1 protein-coding gene is annotated in these 222 nt (G+C 49.5%); it reads left to right on the top strand.

What is annotated here, in order from left to right:
- A partial coding sequence (locus CXF87_RS22105; protein WP_232774918.1) for a hypothetical protein occupies positions 1-222 on the top strand: 222 nt, incomplete at both ends.

The following is a 222-nucleotide window of genomic DNA, read 5'->3' as shown; positions in this document are numbered from 1 at the left end:
TTAGGACTGCTGCGCAGTATCAGCGACGCTGCATGGGATCGCCTGCTCGAGCAGGCTAAAAAAATTGATGGCGAAACCTTAACGATTAATGGGGCACTAGAGCTCAGTGAGTTAGCTTGTCAGGTTGGACGGCACCGGCATCTACTGATGAGTGAAACGAGGCACGTGGCAGTTATCGCTCTTACTGTCAAAGCATTTAAAGTGTCTTCATCCAACTACGTC

Source organism: Halomonas sp. MES3-P3E (assembly GCF_002836035.1).
In the GTDB taxonomy this organism is placed as follows: domain Bacteria; phylum Pseudomonadota; class Gammaproteobacteria; order Pseudomonadales; family Halomonadaceae; genus Vreelandella; species Vreelandella arctica.
The sequence above is the reverse complement of the archived record's forward strand: the minus strand, read 5'-3'. Positions and strand labels throughout refer to the sequence as shown.